Source organism: Rickettsia felis URRWXCal2, assembly GCA_000012145.1.
GTDB classification, from domain to species: Bacteria; Pseudomonadota; Alphaproteobacteria; order Rickettsiales; family Rickettsiaceae; genus Rickettsia; species Rickettsia felis.
The window spans coordinates 717901-741997 of record CP000053.1; the positions used below are offsets into that span (position 1 = coordinate 717901).

Genomic DNA, 24097 nt, shown 5'->3' on the forward strand with positions numbered 1-24097 from the left:
CTAAAATATCTTGATTACTTCAATTATTATGATATTATTGTTTTGTAAATGATGTTTAAACTCCATCATTGCAAAACATTTATAGCCTTTAGTTTATTTATGCTAGGGGGCTGTTGTACTAAAGGCTTAATTTTTATGCGTTTTTAGTATAACGGATAATTATTGTTTTCAATGATTGAGTTTATCCCCTAGCACCTATATATTTTTTAGCAACTCTTCCACTTTTATAGCATTATCAAATCCGTGATCGTAATGAAATCTTATATCAGGCGAGAATTTCATATTTATTTTATTAGTAATAAAATTTCTGATAGCATTTTTAGAATTACTTAAGGCATCCATAATTTCATCTATTGTTAGTTTAGTATTAAAAGGCAAGAAATAACAATTAGCTATTTTTAGATCAGCAGTAACTATAACTTTTGTAATAGTGAGAGGACAATCAAAAAGTCTGCTATCCAGCATTTTACCACGTCTTAGAATTTCGATTAATGCTTCATTTATAATGCTTGCTAATTTTTGTTGTCTATGAGAATTAGTTTTGGTTAATTTTTTCATAAATTATAAAATATATAATGTTAGAGCATAATAGCATGCTTTTGCCAAACAACCAATACCTAAAAATTTTAGAAATTTTGTTTTAAAAAAACCGGAAAATAAGGAAATAAAGCATCCCCAAAAAGGAAAAGCCATTAAGAAAATTATAAATATCTCATATTTATAATATAATTTTGTTAAATTTTTATGTCTTAAGATATTTTGTTCATTTTTGGAAGCATAAAAGATATTTAAAACTATTCTTCCAAAAATATAATTGACTGCATTACCGCTAAGAGAAGCACAAATAGCCACTAACAGCATTATTAAACTATTATAGCCCCCAAACATTTTCATAGAATGAAATATTAATTCATTCTGAAAACCGATAACAAGATTTGAGACAAAACTATCAACAAATAATAAACTATATGCTTCAAATTGGTTCATAAATGTAATATATTGAATTTTGATTAGGGGTACTAATTGTCACTGCGAGCGACCATAGGGAGCGTGGCAATCTCAGGAATTGGTATTACTTTATGAGATTGCCGCGTCGATGCTACGCATCTCCTCGCAATGACGATTTCGGTAACCCCTACTATCTAACACCAAAATAAAGTAACCGGCAATGAAAAAGCAAATTATTTATCCTGATTTTATAGCACGAATTTTTTCTACGGCACTTGATTTATCATTATTTGCCTTTATAGCAATCCCAATATCACAATTTTGTTCTTTTAATTTATTATGGTTGTTCTTTAATGATTATTTCCTTAGTAATAACATTAATCTTCATAATTCCAATGAAATGTTTAACTCTGTTATGAGTCAGGAATTTTATGAATATCTTAAAGCAGGGAATTTTAATAAATATATTTTGTTTAATATTTCAATTTTTGCTACTAATATATTAGTAATAGGCTCATATTTCGTAACGCTTTGGTATTATAAAGGTGCAACGCTTAGTAAAATGTTTTTACGTATGAAAATCGTAGATGCCGTAACATTAAATCGTCCGACTTTAAAGCAGTTAATTAAAAGATTTTTAGGGTATATGACTTTTCCTATAGGTATTTTTTTCATACTTTTTTCTTCTAAAAAACAAGCATTGCATGATAAGATAGCCGGAACAATTGTTATTAAGTCTTAATATGTACTCGCTGAATTTGAAAAATTGGCTTCGTATCATATACTAACTCTTCATTTATAATGATATATACCCTGACTATGAATAAAACAAATGATAATGATATAGACCAGCTAATTTATCTTTTTTCCAAATTGCCTGGGCTTGGTAGTAGGTCGGCAAGACGTATAGTGCTTTATCTACTACAAGACAAAGATGTTAGGTTAAAAAGCCTAATTAATAACCTTGTAGAGATAGATAAGAAAATAGTAAAATGCGAGATTTGCGGTAATATGGATACGGAAAATATTTGCTGTATTTGCTCTTCTGAATATAGAGATAAATCGGTTATTGCCGTTGTTGAAACCGTAGCTGAATTATGGGCAATGGAGCGTAGCAGTAATTTTAAAGGTTTATATCACGTACTAGGTCATAATTTATCGGCAGCTAGTAGGCAAAATCCTAGCATACTTCGGTTACCTGAATTACTTAAAAGATGTTTTGCAGAAAATATTAAAGAAGTTATTATTGCTACTAATTCTACTTTAGAAGGTCAAACTACTGCCTATTTTATTACTGAATATCTAAGAGAACATCCTGCTAAAATTTCTCGCCTAGCTAGCGGTATACCTATCGGAGGTGAACTTGATTATTTAGATGAGGGTACCTTATCTGCCGCTATTAACCTACGCCAACCTTTTGAGTAAAATGTTAATAAATTTTAATAAAATGTTGACAATTTTATTAAAAATATTTAACTTTTAACCTCTATTATTAAAAAAGAGGTTTTATGCAAGATTTTAATATTAACTCAAAATCAGTTCTTCACATGGTAGCTCAAATTAGAGCTAAACAATTAGCAATTAGAGATATGCAAAATAAAGAACAAGATGCTATAGTTAAAGTATGGGAAGAAAATGGTATTGATAAAAGCGGTGAGATAACAGGAAAGGAAATTATCCAAGCTTTAGAGGATTTTTATAACACAAGTAAATCAGTAAATGACTATTTAAAAAAACAAGATGTAAATGATATAGGTTCAAATTTAAACTTAATTTCTGATTCATAGCTTTTGTGAATTATAGCCGTTTTATCTTGATTTATGGTATAATCTTCAAATAATTTGTGGCTTTTAAGGTCTTCATAATTATAATTTTTTAATAGACATTTTAGTAATAATTTTTTATGTCTATTACTTGCTATATTTGCTGTTTCTAAAGCTAATTTTAAATCCTTTACGTTCTCTATAATTTCTAAATAATTTTCTATTTTAAACTTTCTAACTTTATCTTCGATATATGTTGTTGTCCCTTGTAACAATAATATCACCAACAAGCGGTAACCATAAAATATGGTTATTTTCAGAAAAGTTAATAGAAGACTTTTTTGATTTCATATATAATGCCTAGTTATTTTTAACAAGGCATTATACATTAATTTAATTCTTAGTCAAAAAATTATTAATATTTTTTAATAATTATCCTCCAGCATTGCTAACTAAAGAGAGGTGTGTCATACCGTGGCTTGTCCACGGTATCCAGAAAAATAACTAAAAATATCAATATTATTGATATTTTTAACTGGATCCCGTGAATAAATCACGGGATGACATCGAGCTTTTTATTATTATCTCTCTTTAGTTAGCAATGCCTATCCACCGAATTGCTCTTTAATAATTCTATCTTCTAGCGTATGGTTTTTATTAAAAAGCAGTTTGATAGGTTTATCCTTAGTAGATTTAACGGTAACATTCGTGATATTATTAAACTCTTGAAAGTCGGCAGTAGCATTTACCGGTCGTTTATTTGTATTAAGTATTTCAAATTTAATTGTAGCAGATGAAAGCAGTAAAGCACCGTGCCATCTACGCGGTCTAAAAGAGCAGATAGGGGTTAGGCATAACATGTTTGAATCAAGCGGTAAAATAGGACCGCCGGCAGATAAATTGTAAGCACTACTTCCGGCAGGCGTTGCAACTAAAGCTCCGTCTGCTACTAATTCGCTCATTCTCTCTATTCCGTTTACGTCTATTCTAAATTTAGCAGCTTGATTAGTTTTACGAAATATCGATACTTCGTTAATAGCAAGTGCAGTATATATTTGACCGCTTATATCTTCAGCTTGCATAAGAAGAGGATTTAGAATAGAAACTGTACTTTCATGTATATTTTGTAATAAATTCTTGGTATCTAAAGGATTCATTAAAAAGCCGAGACTTCCTAAATTAACTCCATAAAAAGGGATATTAAGATTCATATAGCGGTGAATATTATGTAGTAATTCTCCATCGCCGCCTATTACGATAATTGCTTCTGCTTCCTCTATTTTACAATAATTATAGAGTTTTTTTATTTCCTCTATAATAGCTAGATGTTTGGAATTTTGGTTATAAATTAATGCTATTTTATTTATATTCATTATATGAATTTCTTTTTTAATATATAGACGGTTAACTAATAATAAGTTATAAGAATAAAGTAATAAAATAAATATTAAGTTAAATTATGTCATCATTCAACATCAAAAATCATAAAAATGATCTGCTATTTGTACCGCTAGGAGGATCTAATGAAATAGGTATGAATCTTAATCTTTACCATTATAAAGGTAAATGGTTAATGATTGATTGCGGTAGCGGTTTTGCCGATGACTACTTACCTGGTGTTGATATGATAATTGCCGATAGTAGCTTTATAGAGAAATATAAAAAAGATATAGTAGGTCTGATTTTAACTCATGCTCACGAGGATCATTTAGGCGGTGTCCAATATTTATGGAATAGCCTTAAATGTCCTATTTATACTACTACTTTCACAGCAAATTTTTTAAAGATTCGTTTAAATGAATATGATTTTGCTAAAAATATAAAAATTCACGAAGTAAAACCGGGTAGTAAAATAAATCTAGAGTCTTTTTCTTTAGAAATGGTGCCGCTCACTCACTCGGCTCCTGAAATGCAAGCAGTTATGATTCGTACAGATGCAGGTAATATTTTACATACAGGAGATTGGAAATTTGATAATGATCCGGTGCTTGGTAAAAAAGCCGATGAGGAGCTTTTAAAGTCTTATGGAGATGAAGGGGTTCTTGCACTTGTTTGTGATTCAACTAACGTATTTAATAAAGGAAGTTCAGGTTCTGAAGGCGATGTTAGAAAAAGTTTAGTAGATATTATAGCCGGCTGCCCTCAAATGGTAGTAGTTTCAACCTTTGCCTCTAATTTAGCTAGACTTGATACAATAATTCATGCAGCAGGGCTTGCAGGTAGAAAAGTAGTCTTAACAGGTAGAAGTTTGCATCGTATGATGCTTGCTGCTCAAGAAAGCGGCTATTTCAAAGATATTGCTCCTCTAATTAGTGAACGTGATGTTAGTAGATTTAGAAGAGAAGAATTATTAGTAATTGCTACCGGTTGTCAAGGCGAACCTATGGCAGCAACTGCAAAATTGGCTAGTAATTCTCACCAATCTATAAAGCTTGCTCCTAAGGATACAATGATTTTTTCTTCAAAAATTATTCCGGGTAATGAAAAGAAAATATTCAGGCTATTTAATATATTTGTTAAAGCCGGTGTAGAAGTTATTACTGAACGTGACCATTTTGTGCATGTTTCAGGACATCCATCGATTGACGAGCTGCAAAAAATGTATTCTCTAATTAGACCGAATATTTGTATACCTGTTCACGGTGAGCCTGTACATATTCATGAACAAGTTAAGCTTGCTAAGAAAAACGGCATAAAACAGGCAGTAGAGGTTGAAAACGGTAGTGTAGTATTGCTTGAACCTAATAATGCGAAAGTAATTTCAAAGGTTGAAAACGGTTATTTAGCTGTAGACGGTAATTATTTACTGCCCGTCGAATCTCCGATTTTCAAAGCTAGAAGACGTATGCGTGAGTCGGGTATCGTGGTAGCATCAGTAGTAATTAATAAAAAAGGGTTGCTTGTTGCAAACCCAATGCTGTCTATGCCGGGGCTGCTTGATCCGAAAGAGGATATGGCATTAGTTAACCTCATTAAAAATGATATTAAAGAACTTGTTACCATTCAAAATAAACAGGCTAAAAAAGCATTGTCGGATGAACAAGTAATCGAAGCAATAAAAGGAACAATCCGTAAAACCTTGAAACAGGAAATAAATAAATCCCCTGTAATAATAGTAAATCTTGAGAAAGCTGTGGAGTAGAGGAGTTGTAGATCGTTTTTTCCGTCATTGCGAGGAAAAATTGAAAATTTTGACGAAGCAATCTCAGGATATTTGACGAGATTGCCGCGTCGTTGCTAAAGCAACTCCTCGCAATGACGATTTGTGTATTGCGGGGTGACAAAGAAAAAATAAAATGAATAAATTTAAAAATATTGCGGTTTATGGAGGAGGGAGTTTTGGTACTAGTCTTGCTTCTTTAGCAGCACAAAACTGTAATAACGTTACTTTATTTTTACGTGACGAGGAAATAGCAAAAGAAATTTTACATAACAAAACTAATGTAAAATATTTAGGAGATATTAAATTACCTACTCATTTACAGGTTACTACAAACTTAAGTGTAATTAAGGATTTTGAACTAATTATTATTGCAGTGCCGTCTTATGCTTTTGATGACTCAATAAAATTATTAAAAACTCACGGCATTTCTGCAGATAATACTCTTCTAATCGCTACAAAAGGCTTTGCCCGTAATCCTACTGAACTATTTTCAGATAGGTTAAAAACTCTATTACCGCATAGCACTACAGCGTTTTTTGCAGGTTCGAATCTAGCGAAAGAACTGGCTAAAAATTTACCTGCTTCGGCAAGTATTGCAAGTTTAGATATAGATATAGCAAATAAAATAGCCAATAACCTAAGTTCAAAAACTTTTACGACGAATACGACAAGCGATATTGTGACCTTACAAGTAGCAGGTGCGTTGAAAAATATCTTTGCTATTAAAAGCGGAATTGATTTAGCAAAGAAGCAGGGCAAAAATGCAAGAGCAACGCTTATAGTAACTGTCTTAAAAGAAATTGCTATTTTATCGAAAGCTTTAGGCGGTACAGCGTCATCTCGATCACTTGATACAAATCTATTGTTAGAAGCGGGAGTAGTAGGCGATTTAGTGCTTACTTGTTATTCGTTAGGCTCACGTAATACAAAATTCGGTTATGAGCTTGGAATTAGTAGCGATAAAAAAATTTTTTTACGGGAATATAAAGAGTTAGTAGAAGGACAAGAAGCATTAAAATTAGTTTTAGATTTGATAAAAAAATATGATTTACAGATGCCTATAATTTCTGAAGTGGCTAACTATGTCATTCCTGAATAGGTGTTTGTGTGGATTGGTTTTTTCGTCATTGCGAGCGACCGTAGGGAGCACGGCAATCTCAGAACTATAGCACGAGATTGCTTCGTCGAATTACTACGTAATTCTTCTCGCAATGACGGAAAACCAGTCCATGCAACAATGACAGTACTACAATAATCTCTTCATCTGTTCCTGCTCTAATTTCTCTTCTTTATCTAGTTTATTTAAAAATTCTTTATAAAAACCGTTTGTTATATATACAAGTTCCATTTCGGTATTTAATTCAGAAGATTCAAGTATGATTAAACATTCACCATCCTTGAAAGTAACCACTTTATCTTTTAAAATGTTATAAAACTCTTCAAACTTATTTTTATCTATAGTTAAGATAACGGCTTCTATTACATTAAAATCATTACATATTACTAAGGCTTTAGATATAGCTTTTTCATTTGGTTCTATATAATAATTATATCCTTGCCAATAATTAGGTTCTTTATTGATGATTTTGTATTTTTTTGTTAAATCTATATTGGTAGTTTTATTTAATTCAAGACCAAGCGGCATAGGATTAGAATAGGTATTTAAACAAAAAAATATAATTAATAAGGGTAATAGATTTTGCATAAATATATAATATTAAACAACAAATCTTAAATACCATAATATTTATATTATTTCAATTAAAAGTTAATAAAATAAAAATCTTTACAAAATTTAGTGAAAAAAATAAAACCTCATATATTATAAGTAATTATATCTTTAGCTCATTACATGATAATCTTTAGTATAGTTTTTTTTAAAACCGTTTCGGTATTATTAAGTGTAGTAATAGGATTCTTAGCAGGTAAATATTCAAATGTTGAAAGAGATAGTATCTCTTCTTTACTATTCTATTTTATATCACCTATAGTATTTTTTACGATACCTGCTAGTACAACCTTAACACTTTCGGCATTAAGCGTTACGGTCGTAACATTTGTAATTGCAACACTCTTATCGCTTTTTTCTTATTATTTTTTTGGTAAATTTTGGCAAGATCATACACGTAATATTATAGCTTTGTCTGCAGGTACGGCAAATGGCGGATATTTTATGTTGCCTATAGCTGCAGCACTTTTCGATGATTATACATTAAGTATTTACATGATGGCTGTTATAGGAGTTAATATTTATGAATGTTCCGTTGGCTTTTATATTTGTATGCGAAGTTTTGCAAATACCACCGATAGTATATTAAAAGTAGTAAAATTACCGATTTTAAATGCTTTTTTCTTGGGATGTTTATTTAGTTTTTGCGGTTTTACTTTACCGGATTTTTTAGATGATTTTATATATAATATGAAAGGCTCTTTTTCGATACTCGGTATGGTAATGGTGGGCCTTGCTCTTTCATCTCTACAAAAATTTGAAGTCGATATAAAATTTACTCTTGCTACGTTTGCTGCTAAATTTTTATTCTATCCTTTGGGAGTAGGGTTATTTATCATGTTTGATCATTTTGTAACAAAATGGTATAACAATGATTACTATAATGCTCTAAAACTACTTTCTACGGCACCACTCGCAGCAAATACTATAGTTATAGCGAATTTACAGAAATTTTATCCTGAGAAAGTTGCAGCTACCGTGTTTTTATCTTTGCTTTTTGTAGTTATATATATGCCGACAATGGTCAGTATATTTTTAAGTGACTTAAATTAATAACATGATGACAATGATTTTTTTAAAATTTATTCTAAATTGGTATTAATAGGTTCATATGAAAATTAATTCAATAAAAATTGGTCCCTATATTAATTTATTACCTCTTCAATATATACCGAAACATAAAATTTCTTATGTGGAATTCGGTGATCCTAAAAATAAAAATATAATAGTATGTGCTCACGGCTTAACTAGAAATGCTCATGATTTTGATAAAATAGCTAAAGAGTTAAGTAAAAATTATAGAGTAATTTCAATAAATTATCCCGGCCGCAGTGATAGCGAAAATTTTAAAAAAGCTAATCATTATAATTATACTACTTATATTAAAGATACGTTATTCTTTTTTAAAAGACTAAATATTAAAAATCCTATTTGGCTCGGTACTTCAATGGGCGGTATTATAGGTATGGTACTTGCCAGTAAATATAAAAATATTTTTAAAGCCTTAATATTAAATGATATAGGGGCATTTATCGATGCTGCTCCTTTAATTAAAATTGGAGGTTATGCTAAAAAAACGATACTCTTAGATGATTTGGCTAGTGCAAAAGAACATTTAAAACTTATTTATGCCCGAATAGGTATTAAAGATGAAGAAGATTGGGATTATTTAACAAAATATAGCGTAATTTCTACATTTGGCGGAAAATATAAAATGAATTATGATCCTGCTATAACAAAAGGAATGAAAAATGCTAGTAACCAAGAAGATGTTAAACTATGGTCCGTACGGAATAAAATAAAATGTAGAATATTAGTAATTCATGGGATGAAATCTCAAATTTTAACAAAATCTACTGTTAAAAAGATGAAAGAAACAAAAACTTTTGATCTTTATGAAATAAAATATGCTGGTCATGCTCCTTCCCTAATGAATCCTGAAGAAATTAACTATATCAAATCTTGGTTAGAGAAGAAGTCTTGATGTCATTTCTGCGTGGATATCAAATCGTCATTGCGAGGAGCGAAGGGCTTTGTCGCATGGCTCTTATGTCATTCCTGCGAAAGCAGGAATCTAGAAAAAAAAGATATTAAATACAACAAATTTTTGAAATTAAAAGCTCGATTTATCTCGCTTTATGATGGATTCCCGCTTCCGCGGGAATGACATCGAAATCATTTAAATTAATAACAAATAATAATTATGAAAATTACTACTAAAGTACTAATAATAGGTTCAGGTCCTGCGGGTCTAAGTGCCGCTATTTATACGGCTAGAGCCGCTCTAAAACCAATATTAATTAATGGTATGCAGCCAGGTGGGCAGCTTACAATTACCACCGATGTTGAGAATTATCCCGGATTTGCGGAAACGGTGCAAGGACCTTGGCTTATGGAACAAATGTCTATGCAGGCTAAAAATGTCGGTACAGAAATTATTAGTGATTACGTGGAAAAAGTAGATTTATCAAAAAGACCTTTTAAAGTATTTACCGGAGCTGGGAATGAGTATGAAGCAGAAAGTATAATCATCTGTACCGGTGCGGAAGCAAAATGGCTTAGTATAGCTTCAGAGCAGGAATTTCGTGGTTTTGGTGTTTCGGCATGTGCTACTTGCGATGGTTTCTTTTTTAAGAATCAAGAAATAGTTGTAGTAGGGGGAGGAAATAGTGCAGTAGAAGAAGCTTTATACTTAACCAATCATGCTAGCAAAGTTACTATAACACATAGAAGAGATAGTTTTAGAGCTGAGAAAATATTACAGGATCGATTATTTAAAAATCCTAAAATATCGGTAATTTGGGATCATGTAGTAGATGAGATTGTAGGTAGCGATAAACCAAAATCCGTTACCGGAGTTAAAATTCAAAATGTCCACACGAAAGAGATTAGTTTAGTGAATTGTAGCGGTGTATTTATAGCTATCGGGCATGCACCGAATACAGGACTATTTACCGGACAAATTGCAATGGATGACGATAATTATATCATCACGAAGTCAGGTACAACTAAAACTAGCGTAGAAGGGGTTTTTGCTGCCGGTGACGTTCAGGATAAAATTTATAGACAAGCAGTAACTGCTGCAGGTAGTGGCTGTATGGCTGCTCTTGAGGTAGAGAAATTTTTGAATAAATAATAAAATTCCTAAAAAAAAGACATAATCATATAAAAATTCATTAATTTTTCTTAATAAATTCTTGTATTAAAAATTATAGCAATATAATCTTTCTTTCTAATTTTATAAAATAGAGAGGAATTATGCCTACACAGCACTTAACTTCAGAGAAAAAATGGGAAATTTTTTTAAAAGCTATAGGAGCAGAAATAGGAGTTACAAAGGTAACTGATAATAAAGTTATTTTTAAAACAACTTCTAATGACTTAGAACATTTTCGTACATTATTAGCATCCCCTGATGAATTAAAGAAGAATGTGATACATGCTTTATTTAAGGATAATAAGGAGAATATAGTAGAATCTGAATTATATAATGCGGATACTTCAGATATAGAAATAGGAGAGTTATTTTATAAGCTAGTAGACGGTAATCTTATAACAGAGTATGGTTTGTCTAAAATTTTAGAAACAATAAGATTAGAAGCTGAATTTAATAAAGAATTATTAACTACTGAGATTCAACTCTCTTGTGGAAATCCAATAAAACATAAAATGGATGAATCCAAACTCGAGACACTACAAGCCGTTATAAGTGATGAAAATAAATTATCAAAAATTTTAACAGGTGAAGCAACACCGGCTACAGATTATACCTATCCACCTACTGAGTTTTCTAAATTAATATCCCAAATTATTTCTCATAAAGAAAATAATAGCTTAACTTTTACTCTAAATAACGGTGCAGCAATGCAAGCCGTTCAAGCTTATAAAGTTGACGGTAAACCACCTATTATCGCTTCTAATTTAGAAGGCGGATTTATCCTTGATAAGCAGTATTTATTAAAATATTTATTTCCGATATTTAACGGTTTTGTCTGGCAGGAAGACGGTAAATTTCCTATTATGTTTTCTTCTAAAGACCCAGAATATCTAAATACTAATAATAATCATGAAATTACTTTATTAATAGATATTAGCGGTAGTATGAAATATACTTTTAGTGATTATAAAAGTAATATACAAAAGATACTAGCTTAATTAGTTGAAATCCCTAATTGGAAAATTAATATAGTTTCATTTAATGATCAATCTAGCATGGAATCTTTTTCTGATAAGGAAAACTCTCTTGAAGACATTAAGAAATATGTAGAAAATTTAAATGCTGATGGATATACAAGATTATACGGTACTGTCAAAGATGCTTTAGAATTATTGAAAGAAAAAATAGATATACATTCTACTATTATAGTATTTACTGATGGAAAGAACGAAGGAACTGACTGTAATACAACACAACAAGAGGTTATAGATTCTGCAATCTCTGTAATACAAAACCCTCAGTTTAATATGTATGCGGTAGGATTTGGTGAGAACTACAATAAAGAATTTTTTGAAGAAATTGCAATGCGTGGAGGATTTACTCATATTAGTTTAAGAGATCCAAGCGGCATGAAACAGCTTGAACAATATACTGACAATATTGAGCAAAAGGTGGTTATTTGGAAAATATTAGGAGAACAATTAAATTTAATAACACGAGTACAAGAAGGTGATGTTTTTATTGGAGATAAAGTAGATACCGATAAAGAAATTACGTTCTCTAAAGACGGTCAACAATTCACGATTGGAGTAGAAGAAATAGGAGCATCGCCAATTCATAATGATGATTTCTCTTGCTAGTATTACAGGATAATTTTAAGATAAATTTGTAACAGTTTTTTCGTCATTGCGAGGAAAAACTGTAAGTTTTGACGAAGCAATCTCGTGCCATAATCCTGAGATTGCCGTGCTCCTTTCAGTCGCTCGCAATGACGGCTTAGTATCCAAGCAGACAATGAGGAATTTATGAACTTACTTAAAAATATTACGGGAAAGAATTATATAAACGGTGAATTTATAGAGTTCGGGAAGCAAATATCCGTTATTAATCCTTCGACCTTAAAAGAAATTTCTACAGTTCCGAATTTAGGATTATCTGAGATTAATTCAGCAATTAATAATACGGTGCAAACTTTTTCTTCATGGTCACAAAGTTCATTTGAAGAAAGAATAGCGATTCTTAGAAAATGGTATAATTTAGTAATCGAAAATATTGATGAGCTAAGTCATATATTAACTCTAGAGCAGGGTAAGGTACTCTCTGAATCCAAAAAAGAAATTCTATACGGAGCATCTTTTATTGATTGGTATACATATGTTATACATAATATTCACGGGACCATTAAACCGGGCAGTAGTAAAGCTCATAAAATTGTTACGCAATATGAGCCGGTTGGAGCGTCTGTGGCTATAACTCCTTGGAATTTTCCAAATGCAATGATTACTCGTAAGGTAGTGCCTGCAATAGCTGCGGGTTGTAGCGTTATATTAAAACCGTCAAGTCTTACGCCTCTATCAGCTTTAATACTTGCGAAATTTGCAAGCGATGCCGGTTTGCCAGCCGGAGTATTTAACGTGATTACCGGTGATTCGGATGTTATAGGTAAGTCTTTTTGCGAAGATTTTAGGCTTCGGAAATTATCATTTACCGGTTCTACAAATGTCGGTAAAATTCTATATCAAAATGCCGCAAATACTCTAAAACGTTTATCTTTGGAACTTGGAGGCAATGCTCCTTTCATTATAACGGCAGATAATGAGTTGGAAAAAGTAGCAAGCGATTTGGTAGTTGCTAAAACTAGAAATAGCGGCCAGTCTTGTACTTCACCTAATAGGATATTTATAGAAGAATCTATATATGAAAAATTTATAGAAATTCTAAAGGCTAAATTTACTAAGCTTAAATCTGGTGACGGATTTGATAAAGCATCAGATATAGGTCCGTTAATTAACTCTGCTGCCATAGAAAAAATACAAAAGCTACTCGCTGATGCACAAAATAAAGGAGCTAAATTAATTTGCGGCGGTAAAGCTGTTGATAATTTTATTGAGCCTATTATTATTGACTGTTTGGATAATATGGATATCTTTAGAACAGAAATATTCGGTCCGGTGGTTGCGTGCTATAAATTTAAAGATTTGGATGAAGTAATAGAACGTGCAAATAGTACCGAATACGGCTTGCAAGGATATGTATATTCAAATAATATATCTTGTGGCACAAATGATAGCAACTAGGCTTGATTTCGGTATGGTTTCAATTAATAACCCATTGCCCGGAAATGCAAAAGCACCTTTTGCAGGGCGTAAAGCTTCAGGCTTTGGAGTTGAAGGTTCATTTGAAGGGATATTTGAATATCTAAATACGAAATATATAAATTTACAGAATTAAGAATGCCCGCATTGTTTCTTTTATGTCATTCTTGCGAGGTATTATTGCGTGGCTCGTTTATGTCATTCCCGCGAAAGCGAGAATCTAGAAAAAAAGTATAAATACAGCAAGCTTTTGAAATTAAAAGCTCGCTTTATGCTGGATTCCTGCTTTCGCAGGAATGACATTGAGTAGGTTTTGCGAACCATGCAATAACGCTAGCTTGACCACGGTATGACAATGAAATAATAATTATGAATAAAAATTATGCCTGTTCCTATAAATGATATTGAAAGAAAAATTGAAGAAATTAGTCTTATACTTGATAATTATGAACCGCTTTGTTTAATAATAGGTAAAGAAAAAGTTAATCACCACTTACACATAACATCTAATAACCTTGCTGAATTGTTAGATAAAGAGATACCGCTTTCAATTGAATATTTTGATCCTATAGTACGACTAATTGAACAATTTAATAAGATTGAAATTATAATACCTCAAGAGCTTAATAATGCTTTATGTAATACATCATTAAACTTTGAGCATAATTATTATTCCGACGAATTACAAGAAACCGTAATTCAATATATAGAAAAACTTGATATTCTAGGGGTGGATGCGTACTAACACTCTAAAAATCTCAATAGTTTTACCGGTTTATAATAGGGAGAAGCTATTACCTTTTGCTATTGAGAGCTGCCTTAATCAAAGCTTTAAAGACTTTGAGCTTATTATTATTGATGATTGCTCAAAAGATAGTAGCGTTATAGTAGCTAGGAAATATGCAGAGCAGGATTCACGTATTAAGGTAATAGTAAACGAGACCAATAAAAAATTACCGGCAAGTTTGAATGTTGCTTTTAAAGAGGCCAAGGGGGAGTATTTTACTTGGACTTCAGATGATAATCTTTTCCATGAAAATGCTTTAGAAAAAATGGTTAAGACACTTGATAATTCACCTGAGATAGGGCTTGTATATACTGATTATACTTTAATCGATGAGCAAGGTAGTATAGGTGCAAGACTTTATCAAGAACCGCCTAAGTTTTTACCGATTAGAGATTGCGTCGGTGCATGTTTCTTATATAGAGCCGATTTAGCAAGGCAAGTAGGTGGATATAACGAAAATATGCAGTTAGTGGATGATTACGAATATTGGCTTCGTTTTGGACTTGTTACAAAATTTGCTCATATACCGGAATCTTTATATTTCTACCGAGTACATGATCAAAGCTTAACAATAGAGCGTAAAATAGAAGCAAAACAGGCCAAAAGAGCTTTAAAAGAATTATTTAAAGATAAATATATTATTCCTGCTGAGATTAAACCTATAAATGATTTATATAATTGGTTTATTGAAGATAGAAATTTAAGCTCTTATTTTAGGTTATTTAAAATAATTATTTGTAGTCCAATAATTACTATTTCTTATATTATTAAAAATCTGAAAAGAATTAGGTGATGCTTATGTTATTCTTGTTTCCGTCATTGCGAGGAAAAACTATAAGTTTTGACGAAGCAATCTCAGGATACTTGACAAGATTGCCACGCAGCCTACGGCTGCTCGCAATGACGATTCGTTGCTTACGCAACAACACAGGAATGACAACTACAGTCTAACAATATGCAAATTGTACAATAATGTTAAATAATCAAGATTTCATACATACATTAAATCCACAACAGCAAAAAGCAGTTCTTCATACTAAAGGACCGCTTTTATTGCTTGCAGGTGCAGGGACAGGTAAAACAAAAGTACTTACCTCACGAATAGCTAATATTGTTCACCAAAATTTAGCGTCACCTCAAAATATTCTAGCCGTTACTTTTACTAATAAAGCTGCTAAAGAAATGGCTGAAAGAGTTAACAGTCTAATTAATTGCTACGGTCTTAATATAGGCACTTTCCACTCAATGGCAGCTAGGATATTACGTGACCAAATTGAGCATTTAAATCTTGGTTTAAATAATAGATTTACTATTATTAGTCATGATGATCAATTAAAACTAGTTAAAGATATAGTAAAACTAAAAGATATCGATACTAAAAAATATGCTCCTAAATTAATACATATCATAATTTCGAGATGGAAAGATCAAGGATTATTACCAAGTAAACTATCAGCATCAGATACTAATTTACCGTTGCAGAGGGTGGCAAAACTTGTATACGAAGAATATCAGAAAAATTTACTTATTTCTAATGTTTTAGATTTTGGAGATTTGCTACTTTATAATAATGAGCTTTTTATTAAAAATCCCGAAATACTAAGATATTATCAGGAAAAATATCGATATATTTTAATCGATGAATATCAAGACACTAACGTTGTCCAGTATTTATGGGCAAGAATGCTCGCAAGTTTATATAAAAATATTTGCTGTGTAGGGGATGATGATCAATCTATCTATGGTTGGCGAGGAGCGGAAGTCGGTAATATATTACGCTTTGAAAAAGATTTTGCAGGTGCAACGATTATTAAATTAGAGCAGAATTATAGATCAACTTTGCCTATACTTGCTGCTGCTTCCAATGTTATTAATAATAATAAAAACCGTCACGGTAAAACGTTATGGACGGATAGGGAAAGCGGTGAAAAGATAAAAATTATCTCTTGTTGGAGTGATAAAGAAGAAGCAAGATATATAGCCGGCGAAATAGATAAATTAGTGAGAGAAGACCGATATAATGCCGGCAATATTGCAATATTAGTACGAGCCGGATTTCAAACAAGAAGTTTTGAGGAAGCGTTTATAAATAGTGCTATGCCTTATAAAATTATAGGAGGTTTGCGGTTCTATGAACGTATGGAAATAAGAGACGTGCTTGCTTATATCCGTATATCTTTAAATCAAAATGACAATCTAGCACTTGAGCGTATTATAAATGTGCCGAAAAGGGCAATAGGTGCAGCTAGCTTAAATAAAATTAGAGTCTATGCACTTGAGCGAAATATTTCTAATTTTGCAGCCATTAAAGAAATGTTGGAAATGGGCGAGATTAAAGCAAAACCATATGAAACTCTAAAAGATTTGGTTACTAAAATTGATAATTGGCACGAAAGATTTAGTATAGATGCTCCAATAAACGTAGTTAAAGCAATACTTGATGATTCCGGTTATCTTGAAATGCTTCAAGAAGAAAAAACCGAAGAAGCATTCGGTAGAATCGAAAATATTAACGAAATGCTTAGAGCTATTGCCGAATTTAACGATATTCATGATTTTATCGAACATTCAAGCTTAGTTATGGAAAACGAAGTGCTTGAAACTAATTACGGTGGTTCTGTTACTATAATGACCCTGCACGCAGCTAAAGGGCTTGAGTTTGACGTGGTGTTTTTACCGGGCTGGGAAGAGGGGGTATTTCCGTCTCAAAGGTCTCTAGACGAAGAAGGCGAAAAAGGCTTAGAAGAAGAACGCCGCATTGCTTATGTCGGCATTACGAGAGCCAAAAAAGACCTCTACATTACCCACGCCGAAAGCAGAAAAATATTTTATGAAATAGTCCGCTCTTACCCTTCAAGGTTTATAACCGAAATCCCTGATGAAATTACGATAAGGACCTCTTCTATGAAAAAATACAATTCTTTTTATAAGTTTTAATTAATTTTCATTCATAAATTTTAAATTGGTTTGCATTCTTTAACTAATTATTATCTAATTTAATTAATAATAATTAATAGAGGAAAAGATATGGCCAAGGAGCTAATACCTGATAGACCACAAGAGAAACTTAAAACTGCTTTTGAATATCAAGTTGATAGTGCAGCAGGGATAATAAGAAAACTAGAGGAAAAAGTAACACTGGCTTTAAAAGAGCCTTCTCTAATCAAAAGGCAAGACCTACATTTACAAGCTGTAGGAGCAGCTATAACTTTGTATTCTCCTGAAGTAGCAAATCAATATCTTAATGATACTGAAATACAAAAATTATCTGATTTATTGAAAGAAAATAAAAAATATACTACAAATTTATTGCCTAAAGAAAAAGATATATATGAAAAATTAGTAGCTAAAAATGAAGCTATAATTAAAGGCTTTCCAATATCATTTGATGGAGTAGCAGATCATATAACTGTTAAAGTACAAGCAAAAGCTTATAAAAACGCTGTTGAAAGTGCTTTAATAGAAATGAGTGTAGGTGATGAACAAATACCTCGTAAAAAATATGGAGAAGAACTCTTAAAAAGAGTTAAAGAAAAATTAGATAAACCTTTTTATGATGAAGTAACAAAAGAAACAGTTGAAATTTCTGAAGAAACAATATCAGAGGCTGAAAAATTAATTAAGAAAGCTAATAAGAATATAGATTTACAACAAATTACATTAACTTCGGACCAGGTTGAGGTTCAAAATGCTTTTAAAAGTACAATAGATAAATTATGCAAGTTTCTTGAAAAAAATATTGAAACAAATAAAAACATAAAGCAAGGAATAGATATAATTCAAGGAGCAGGAGTAAATGAAAGTGAAATAATAAATTCATTACTACCGGCAATAAGTAAACTACCGCCTGAAAAAATGACAGAGCAAGGTAGAGAAATTATCAAAAATTTTGCCCCATTACTTGAGAGCAATAATCCTGCACTTGTTAACGGTACTAAAAAAATATTATCAGAGCTAAATCCTGGATATTTAACTGAACACGGATGGGGAGAAAGTATAGCATTAGAATTACAAAGAGTAGGCAAACCTAAGCTATGGCAAAGAATAGTAGCAGTTTTTACCGGTACGGATTATGCTCAAAAAAATATAGATAAAGCAGTCGCTAACTTTGAAAAAAGTAATAGTTCATATACAGATATGAAAAATTTATCGGAAGAACTACAAAGAGAAAAACAAGCACCAAATAAAGAAATCAATATCATAACAGCAAAAAAAGAGCAAGGTAAAGAGCAAAATAAAACAATATCCCAAAGCTATAAGTCTTCTATATCAACCCCTATATCTCATGTTGATAAGCTTAATAAAAGTAAAGAGAGTGGGCAACAGTCAGGGCATAGTAAATAATGATTTATATGATAATATAGTTGCGAATTTTTAAGAAGTTTGATAACTTGGTTACATTATATCAAATAACTTAATAATGAGTATTATATGGCAGAGATTATAACTAATATAAATGATACTATTGAAAAAATTAAAAAAAGCGATGAAGTAACTGAGATATCGGCGGCAGTAAAAGGTAAAATAGTTGATATAAAAAACGTAGATAGTAGATTAGATACTTTGAATAAAAATATTGTTACTCCCGATCCTATTCAACAATATTTACAATCTGAAGAATATATCACTAGTACGCTTGAAGTACTTGCCAGTAAAATTATTAGTGAAGTCGTAGAAAATAAAGATATACAAAAATTAGTAGATAATTTGCATATCAATTTAGGACAAGATACAAAACTAATACCTAGTGCAGCAGATAAGTTAAAGTTTGATGTCGCAAGGGCTGAAGCAGCACTTAAAGGTTTTGTACTTCCTCTAAATAAAGGAGGACCTTTTGATGAATTATCATTTATGGGTATAGAGGATGAAGAAGAAATCTTTGCTGGTCCTATAAGAGCAACTAAAGAAGCATTAATAGCCGTAAGCGGAAATTCTATACCTAAAGAGCAATATGCACAGGCTGTAAAGATAAAGCTATAGAAATCTTAAAACAAGATCCTAAAAACACTCCGGAAAAACTTGAAAAATATGAAAAATTTATTATTCAAGGAGATAAAAATCAGAAATTTAATGAAGATAGTAAGCAGTTTATACCAAGAGTAAATCAATTATCTCAAGCGGAATTTAAGGAATTACAAAAGGCAGCCACTTATACGGTACAGCAGATTAGTAGTAGATTAGAAAAAAATAATAAAATTAGTAAGCAATTAGAAGAAACTATTATACTTACTAACTCATCAATCCTGAATTAATAATAAGGGAATTAAATAAGTTAGATTCTACTTATCTAACTGAAAATAGTACTAAAATAGCCACTGAATTAAAAGATATTAATGATAGAGGTACTTCTTTATGGGAAAAATTTAAATCAATTTTTACAGGGAAAGATTATTTAGGACAAAGATTAGAAAAACTTGTCAATGAATATATGATTAAAAGTGATGAGTATGTAGTAAAAGAAATTAATAATAAAATCTTTTCAAACGCTTTAACAAATCCTGAAATTGCTGAAGGTCTAACAAAATTTTTGAATGAAAATAAAGATAAAGTAGCAACTAATCCTGAATTTAAAAATTTAATTCCTGTTACGGGTGAGCCTATTATAGTTCAACAGCAACAAGTTAATAATTTTAATTTAGCGGAACTCAGAAAAATCAATCCAATAGCATTTGATAAAACCATATTTGAAGATTCAATAAAACTAAGAAGTTCTAATATAAAACCTCCGCAAACTACTCCTGGTACTTCTACTAAAAATCAAGAAGCAGTAAGAAGTAAGGGTTAAATTTTAATATAACTTGGAAAGTCTACGTTATTGTGAGGAAGTCGTGTTGCGTGGATACCAAATCGTCATTGCGAGCAGCCGTAGGCTGCGTGGCAATCTCGTCAAATATCCTGAGATTGCTTCGTCGAAACTTACAGTTTCTTCTCGCAATGACGATATTTATCTTTAGTTAGTAATGCTTGGTGGAACGGTTAAATACTCCTCTTTCCATAATTCATTATAAAGAATAGGGTCGATATTACCCCCTGAGATTAGTACTAGTAATTTTTGAGGTTTGGATTGTGTTTTTAACCAATTTACCACTGAAACCATATTTATACTACTTGACGGCTCGCATATAACTTTAAGTAAATGAGTAAGCCACGCTGTCCAATAATATATTTCATATTCTTCTGCTAAATAAAAATGATCAAGTTTTTTCAGATATTCAAATGTACGAGCTGATACACTTAAGGTTTTAAGACCGTCTGCTATGGTAGTCGGTGCGTCATCAAATCTATATATCTTATTATTTTTAACCGATAAATAAGCATCATTTGCCTTAAGTGGTTCTGAACCTATTAACAAGCTTGTCGGTGATATTAATTCCTTGGCAAGATATGAGCCGGAAATTAAACCGCCGCCGCCGCAAGAGGCAAAAATAGCATCAGGACTAAAGCCTAACTGCTGTAATGCTTCATAGCATAATGTGCCGGCACCTGCTATTGTAGAATCACTATCGGAAGGATGTATATAGTAAAATCCTTGCTTTTCATCTTCTTTTGCTCTTTCTTCTGCTTCTTGTCGAGTATCTGTATATATAGCTTCACCGCCGTAATAAAGAGCTGCTTGCTGTTTTACTTTTGAAGTATTTAACGGTAAATAAATCCTTGTTTTAATACCAAATAATTTACTTGCATAAGCAAGACCAATCCCATGGTTACCCGTACTATAACCGACTATTTTATCAGGTAATTTTCCTTGCTCTTTTAATTCTAATAAATGATTTAATACTCCTCTAACTTTGAATGCACCGGTTTTTTGTAATGATTCAACCTTAAAAAAAATCTCATGACCAAGCATCTCATTTAAGCTTTCAGAGTGAACGATTGGAGTTAAATGTAGATATTGTTTTATTCTATTATGTGCAGTAGCTACATTTTGAGAAGATTGTAGTAATAAATTCATAAATATAATTAATAAAGATGGCTTGAAATCGCATTTATACTATATTATATAGTTAATAATTAGAAATTTTAAAAGGTTTTAATTGATGAATAAAAAATCCCTGCCGCTTATGGCATTACGAGATATGGTAGTATTCCCAGGAGTAATTGCTCCTATTTTCGTGGGTAGACAAAAATCGCTGCAAGCGTTATCTCATACTACCGTTTCTGAGGAAGATAATAGTAAATATATTTTAGTAACTTTACAGAAAAAATTTGATCAAGAAAACCCTAGTAAACATGAACTTAATAACACAGCTATACTTGCCAAGATTATCCAAATAGTGAAGTTGCCTAATAATACGGCAAAAATCTTAATAGAAGCAGTAGCAAGAGTAAAGCTAAGCAATATCAAAGGCAACGATGCTTTTGAAGCAAATTATGAAATTATTCCGGATGAAGAAATATTTGACGTTAATAACATGCGTTCATTAGTGGATAATGCAGTACAATTATTTAGTAAATATGCGATTAATGATAAGAAAGTTAATGCGGAAATTATTGAAACTATCAATAAAGAAATAAGTAATAGCACTAATTTTATAAATATTATAAATATATTAGCTTCACATCTAATAACTTCACTTGAGGCAAAGCAGCATTTATTAGAAGAAACTAGTCCTTTTAAGCGTATCACTACGGTTATTAGTACGCTTACTTCCAATATAGTAAATTCAGAAACCGAGCAGGCATTACAGCAAAGAGTAAGAAAGCAAATCGAAAAAACGCAGCGTGATTATTATCTACACGAACAAATGAAAGCTATTCAAAAGGAGCTTGATGAAGATAAATCGGAACTTGCCGATATCGAGAAAAAAATTAAAAGTTTAAAATTATCTAAAGAAGCTAAAGAGAAAGCAGAATCAGAGCTTAAAAAACTCCGTAGTATGAATCAAATGTCGGCAGAGTCGGGAGTGACGCGTAATTATCTTGAGACTTTGCTAAGTTTGCCTTGGGGTAAGTATGATAATAGCAAAATAGATATTAACCAAGCGGAGAAAATTTTAAATCGTGACCATTTTGGACTCGAAAAAGTTAAAGAACGAATTATAGAATATTTAGCGGTATTACAGCGTTCAAGTAAAATTAGAGGACCTATATTATGTTTGATAGGTCCGCCAGGGGTCGGTAAAACTTCACTTGTAAAATCTATTGCCGAAGGAATGGGCAGAAAATACACTAAATTTGCTCTTGGCGGTGTTAGAGACGAAGCAGAAATCAGAGGGCATAGAAAAACTTACCTTGGATCAACGCCCGGTAAAATTTTAGGTCAACTTAAGAAAGTTAAGACTAGTAATCCTGTAATGCTGCTTGATGAAATCGATAAAATGAGTTCTGATTTTAGAGGTGATCCGGCATCCGCTTTGCTTGAGGTATTAGACCCTGAGCAGAATAGTCATTTCGTGGATCATTATTTAGAAGTAGAATATGATCTATCAAACGTAATATTTATTGCTACTGCTAATTCTCATGATTTACCAAGAGCTTTAAGCGATAGAATGGAAAAAATATATATTTCCGGTTATGTAGAAGAGGAAAAGCTCCAAATCGCTAAAAATTATTTAGTGCCGAAACAATTTAAAATGCATAAAATCAAAAAAGACGAAATTACTATATCTGAGACGGCAATTTTGGATTTAATTAGATATTATACCAAGGAATCAGGTGTAAGAGCTTTAGAGCGTGAAATAGGAGCGTTAACAAGAAAAGCATTAAAGCAAATTTTAGCAGATAAAACAGTTAAGCATATTGCCATAGATAGTAGTAATCTTGAAGAATTTTTAGAGGCTAAAAAATATAATTTCGGGCTTGCCGAGAAAGAAGACCAAATAGGGAGTACTACAGGACTTGCTTATACTGAAGTAGGAGGAGAGCTTTTAACTATAGAGGCTTTAGCATTTCCAGGGAAAGGTGAAATAAAGACCACCGGAAAACTTGGTGATGTTATGAAAGAATCGGCAATGGCTGCCTATAGTTGTTTTAGAAGCAGAGCAACAAATTTTGGATTAAAATACGACAATTATAAAGATTTTGATATTCACATTCACGTACCGGCGGGAGCTATTCCAAAAGATGGACCGTCTGCCGGCTGTGCTTTGTTTACTACTATTGTTTCGTTAATGACTAAAATACCCGTACACCGCACTGTAGCAATGACCGGTGAAATTACTTTAAGAGGAAATGTTTTACCTATCGGTGGCCTTAAAGAGAAGTTACTTGCTGCGAGTAGGGGAGGGATTAAAACCGTATTAATTCCTGAGGAGAATGTTAAAGACTTAAAAGATATACCGCCGAATATAAAAGAAAGCCTAGAAATTATATCCGTGTCAAATATCGACCAAGTACTTAAGCATGCTTTGGTAGAAACCCCGATAAATAAATAGAGACCGGTCATACGATAGTACTGGATAATTTTTAAAGAACCCTCGATGTCATTCCTGCGAAAGCAGGAAGCCAGAAAAAAA

General features: G+C 31.8%; 20 protein-coding genes and 2 pseudogenes. 17 read left to right on the plus strand and 5 right to left on the minus strand.

The annotated features are described in order from the left end of the window. Positions 1-195: 195 nt before the first annotated feature. Both rbfA and RF_RS03590 read right to left on the minus strand, forming a co-directional pair. Positions 196-558 (minus strand): 30S ribosome-binding factor RbfA, encoded by a 363-nt coding sequence (gene rbfA / locus RF_RS03585; protein ID WP_011270999.1) that lies wholly within the window; start codon positions 556-558, stop codon positions 196-198. 3 nt (positions 559-561) lie between these two features. Then, complete coding sequence (locus RF_RS03590; RefSeq protein ID WP_011271000.1) at positions 562-987, minus strand: YqaA family protein; 426 nt, start codon at positions 985-987, stop codon at positions 562-564. A 181-nt stretch (positions 988-1168) separates the two neighbouring features. On the opposite strand from RF_RS03590, the gene RF_RS03595 reads away from it, so the two are divergent. From RF_RS03595 to RF_RS03605, 3 genes are all read left to right on the plus strand, one after another. After that, positions 1169-1690 carry an RDD family protein gene (locus RF_RS03595; protein WP_011271001.1) on the plus strand — a complete coding sequence of 174 codons (522 nt, stop codon included), beginning with the start codon at positions 1169-1171 and terminating at the stop codon, positions 1688-1690. Positions 1691-1767: 77 nt separating this feature from the next. Beyond that, a complete protein-coding gene (gene recR, locus RF_RS03600) occupies positions 1768-2373 on the plus strand; it encodes a recombination mediator RecR (RefSeq protein ID WP_039594972.1) in 606 nt (201 codons plus the stop codon). 83 nt (positions 2374-2456) lie between these two features. Further along, a complete protein-coding gene (locus RF_RS03605; protein ID WP_011271003.1) occupies positions 2457-2735 on the plus strand; it encodes a hypothetical protein in 279 nt (92 codons plus the stop codon). Between the two features lie 581 nt (positions 2736-3316). Here RF_RS03605 and RF_RS03615 read toward each other — a convergent pair. Next, complete coding sequence (locus RF_RS03615) at positions 3317-4084, minus strand: NAD kinase (RefSeq protein ID WP_011271005.1); 768 nt, start codon at positions 4082-4084, stop codon at positions 3317-3319. A gap of 86 nt (positions 4085-4170) precedes the next feature. On the opposite strand from RF_RS03615, the gene RF_RS03620 reads away from it, so the two are divergent. Together RF_RS03620 and RF_RS03625 are read left to right on the plus strand one after the other, a co-directional pair. Beyond that, a complete protein-coding gene (locus RF_RS03620) occupies positions 4171-5853 on the plus strand; it encodes a ribonuclease J (RefSeq protein ID WP_011271006.1) in 1683 nt (560 codons plus the stop codon). A gap of 154 nt (positions 5854-6007) precedes the next feature. Beyond that, positions 6008-6973 carry an NAD(P)H-dependent glycerol-3-phosphate dehydrogenase gene (locus tag RF_RS03625; RefSeq protein WP_011271007.1) on the plus strand — a complete coding sequence of 322 codons (966 nt, stop codon included), beginning with the start codon at positions 6008-6010 and terminating at the stop codon, positions 6971-6973. Positions 6974-7120: 147 nt separating this feature from the next. Here RF_RS03625 and RF_RS10570 read toward each other — a convergent pair whose 3' ends face one another. Then, complete coding sequence (locus RF_RS10570) at positions 7121-7579, minus strand: hypothetical protein (protein WP_011271008.1); 459 nt, start codon at positions 7577-7579, stop codon at positions 7121-7123. A gap of 147 nt (positions 7580-7726) precedes the next feature. Here RF_RS10570 and RF_RS03635 point away from each other — a divergent pair, with 147 nt between their 5' ends. The 11 genes and pseudogenes from RF_RS03635 to RF_RS03690 all read left to right on the plus strand — a co-directional run bounded on the left by RF_RS03635 (position 7727) and on the right by RF_RS03690 (position 20427). Continuing rightward, positions 7727-8656 (plus strand): AEC family transporter, encoded by a 930-nt coding sequence (locus RF_RS03635; RefSeq protein WP_011271009.1) that lies wholly within the window; start codon positions 7727-7729, stop codon positions 8654-8656. 58 nt (positions 8657-8714) lie between these two features. Beyond that, a complete protein-coding gene (locus RF_RS03640; protein ID WP_011271010.1) occupies positions 8715-9587 on the plus strand; it encodes an alpha/beta fold hydrolase in 873 nt (290 codons plus the stop codon). A 219-nt stretch (positions 9588-9806) separates the two neighbouring features. Beyond that, complete coding sequence (gene trxB / locus RF_RS03645; RefSeq protein WP_011271011.1) at positions 9807-10739, plus strand: thioredoxin-disulfide reductase; 933 nt, start codon at positions 9807-9809, stop codon at positions 10737-10739. 122 nt (positions 10740-10861) lie between these two features. Continuing rightward, entirely contained in the window at positions 10862-11758 is an 897-nt protein-coding gene (locus RF_RS11400; protein ID WP_011271012.1) for a hypothetical protein, read from the plus strand. A 24-nt stretch (positions 11759-11782) separates the two neighbouring features. Then, complete coding sequence (locus RF_RS11405; protein WP_268747332.1) at positions 11783-12400, plus strand: VWA domain-containing protein; 618 nt, start codon at positions 11783-11785, stop codon at positions 12398-12400. 165 nt (positions 12401-12565) lie between these two features. Further along, a pseudogene (locus tag RF_RS03660) lies at positions 12566-13991 on the plus strand (NAD-dependent succinate-semialdehyde dehydrogenase). Between the two features lie 246 nt (positions 13992-14237). Continuing rightward, positions 14238-14600 carry a hypothetical protein gene (locus RF_RS03665; protein WP_011271015.1) on the plus strand — a complete coding sequence of 121 codons (363 nt, stop codon included), beginning with the start codon at positions 14238-14240 and terminating at the stop codon, positions 14598-14600. Next, positions 14590-15435: a glycosyltransferase gene (locus RF_RS03670; RefSeq protein ID WP_011271016.1), complete on the plus strand. Its 846-nt coding sequence runs from the start codon at positions 14590-14592 to the stop codon at positions 15433-15435. The genes RF_RS03665 and RF_RS03670 overlap by 11 nt, the downstream gene beginning before the upstream one ends. Positions 15436-15614: 179 nt before the next feature. Continuing rightward, positions 15615-17579 carry a DNA helicase PcrA gene (gene pcrA / locus RF_RS03675; RefSeq protein WP_011271017.1) on the plus strand — a complete coding sequence of 655 codons (1965 nt, stop codon included), beginning with the start codon at positions 15615-15617 and terminating at the stop codon, positions 17577-17579. A gap of 90 nt (positions 17580-17669) precedes the next feature. Next, positions 17670-18986, plus strand: a complete 1317-nt coding sequence (locus tag RF_RS11410; RefSeq protein ID WP_011271018.1) for a hypothetical protein — start codon at positions 17670-17672, stop codon at positions 18984-18986. 87 nt (positions 18987-19073) lie between these two features. Then, positions 19074-20427 (plus strand): annotated as a pseudogene (locus tag RF_RS03690) (hypothetical protein). A 165-nt stretch (positions 20428-20592) separates the two neighbouring features. Here the strand turns inward: RF_RS03690 and RF_RS03695 are convergent. Further along, positions 20593-21594: a serine/threonine dehydratase gene (locus tag RF_RS03695; protein WP_011271021.1), complete on the minus strand. Its 1002-nt coding sequence runs from the start codon at positions 21592-21594 to the stop codon at positions 20593-20595. Between the two features lie 85 nt (positions 21595-21679). Between RF_RS03695 and lon the strand changes: the two genes are divergently transcribed. Beyond that, entirely contained in the window at positions 21680-24016 is a 2337-nt protein-coding gene (gene lon / locus RF_RS03700) for an endopeptidase La (protein ID WP_011271022.1), read from the plus strand. Positions 24017-24097: the final 81 nt, after the last annotated feature.

Bases quoted from the DNA above. Each gene is read 5' to 3' on its own strand.
- RF_RS03695 (WP_011271021.1), bottom strand. From the start codon at position 21,594: ATGAATTTATTACTACAATCTTCTCAAAATGTAGCTACTGCACATAAT.
- trxB (WP_011271011.1), top strand. From the start codon at position 9,807: ATGAAAATTACTACTAAAGTACTAATAATAGGTTCAGGTCCTGCGGGT.
- RF_RS03595 (WP_011271001.1), top strand. From the start codon at position 1,169: ATGAAAAAGCAAATTATTTATCCTGATTTTATAGCACGAATTTTTTCT.
- recR (WP_039594972.1), top strand. From the start codon at position 1,768: ATGAATAAAACAAATGATAATGATATAGACCAGCTAATTTATCTTTTT.
- RF_RS03640 (WP_011271010.1), top strand. From the start codon at position 8,715: ATGAAAATTAATTCAATAAAAATTGGTCCCTATATTAATTTATTACCT.
- RF_RS11410 (WP_011271018.1), top strand. From the start codon at position 17,670: ATGGCCAAGGAGCTAATACCTGATAGACCACAAGAGAAACTTAAAACT.
- RF_RS11400 (WP_011271012.1), top strand. From the start codon at position 10,862: ATGCCTACACAGCACTTAACTTCAGAGAAAAAATGGGAAATTTTTTTA.
- RF_RS03635 (WP_011271009.1), top strand. From the start codon at position 7,727: ATGATAATCTTTAGTATAGTTTTTTTTAAAACCGTTTCGGTATTATTA.
- RF_RS03605 (WP_011271003.1), top strand. From the start codon at position 2,457: ATGCAAGATTTTAATATTAACTCAAAATCAGTTCTTCACATGGTAGCT.
- pcrA (WP_011271017.1), top strand. From the start codon at position 15,615: ATGTTAAATAATCAAGATTTCATACATACATTAAATCCACAACAGCAA.
- rbfA (WP_011270999.1), bottom strand. From the start codon at position 558: ATGAAAAAATTAACCAAAACTAATTCTCATAGACAACAAAAATTAGCA.
- RF_RS10570 (WP_011271008.1), bottom strand. From the start codon at position 7,579: ATGCAAAATCTATTACCCTTATTAATTATATTTTTTTGTTTAAATACC.
- RF_RS03615 (WP_011271005.1), bottom strand. From the start codon at position 4,084: ATGAATATAAATAAAATAGCATTAATTTATAACCAAAATTCCAAACAT.
- lon (WP_011271022.1), top strand. From the start codon at position 21,680: ATGAATAAAAAATCCCTGCCGCTTATGGCATTACGAGATATGGTAGTA.
- RF_RS03620 (WP_011271006.1), top strand. From the start codon at position 4,171: ATGTCATCATTCAACATCAAAAATCATAAAAATGATCTGCTATTTGTA.
- RF_RS03625 (WP_011271007.1), top strand. From the start codon at position 6,008: ATGAATAAATTTAAAAATATTGCGGTTTATGGAGGAGGGAGTTTTGGT.
- RF_RS03670 (WP_011271016.1), top strand. From the start codon at position 14,590: ATGCGTACTAACACTCTAAAAATCTCAATAGTTTTACCGGTTTATAAT.
- RF_RS03665 (WP_011271015.1), top strand. From the start codon at position 14,238: ATGCCTGTTCCTATAAATGATATTGAAAGAAAAATTGAAGAAATTAGT.
- RF_RS03590 (WP_011271000.1), bottom strand. From the start codon at position 987: ATGAACCAATTTGAAGCATATAGTTTATTATTTGTTGATAGTTTTGTC.